Annotated in this window: 1 pseudogene; it reads left to right on the forward strand. The window is 80.4% G+C overall.

From position 1 onward, the window contains the following. Positions 1–973 (forward strand): annotated as a pseudogene (locus ABEA81_RS42315) (hypothetical protein); the annotation flags it as partial.

Here is a 973-nt window from a genome sequence, read left to right on the forward strand (position 1 = left end):
GCGCCGACGTGGCCGCCGCGCACGCCGCCGCCGAGAAGGAGGCGGAAGCGGCCCAGGCCGAGGTGGCGGCCCTGCACGCCGAGCTGACCGACCTGCGGCACGCCCGCCGCGCCGCCGACGAGCGCCGCGGCAGCGGCCGCCGCGCCGAGGAGGCCGCCCGCACCGCCGCGGAACGCGCGGAGTCCGCCCTCGCCGACGCACGCGCCGCCCGCGACGCACTGGCGGGCGAACCGCGGCTCGCGGAGCTGCTCGGCGTCGAGGAGATCCGCCCGGACACGGACGCGTCCGCGCTGGAGGAGCGCCTCCTCGCGGCGATCGCGGCGGGGGACCGCAGGCGCACCGAGCTGCTCGCCGCGCAGGACCGCGACGCGCGGGCGCTGCGCGCGCTCGGCGAGGGCGGGCTGCTGCCCGAGCCCGCGGAGACCGAGCAGGTGCTCGAGGTGCTCGAAGCCGCAGGCATCACGGCGTACTCCGGCTGGCGCTACCTCGCGACGCTTCCGCAGGCGCAGCGCGCGTCGGTGGTCGCGCGGCTCCCGCACCTGGTGGCGGGCGTCCTGCTCAACAACCCGGAGGACGCACCGCGGGCCCGGGAGGAGCTGGAACGGGCGCGGCTGCTGCCGTGCGCCGCGGTGGCCGTCGGTGCCACCGCCGCGATCGGTGGCGAGGCGGCGGCCCCGGGCGTTGACTTCGTGGTGCCGCCGAACCCGGCCATGGTCGACGAGGCGGCGGCCGGTGAGGTGCGTGCGGAGCTGGAACGGGAGACCCGGGAGCGGGCGGCGGCGCTGGAGTCGCTCGGCGGTGCCCTGGACGCCGACCGCGGGCTCCTCGCCCGGCTGCGCGCCTGGCGGGAGCGGCACCCGGCAGGGGAGCGCGAGGCGCTCGCCGAGGCCGCCGACGCGGCGGTCTCGGCCCTCGCCGTCGCCGCCCGCGAGGCCGAGCTGGCCGACGCCGAGGTCGCCGGGCTCGACGAGCG

The sequence above is a fragment of the Pseudonocardia adelaidensis genome, assembly GCF_039543345.1.
In the GTDB taxonomy this organism is placed as follows: Bacteria; Actinomycetota; Actinomycetes; order Mycobacteriales; family Pseudonocardiaceae; genus Pseudonocardia; species Pseudonocardia adelaidensis.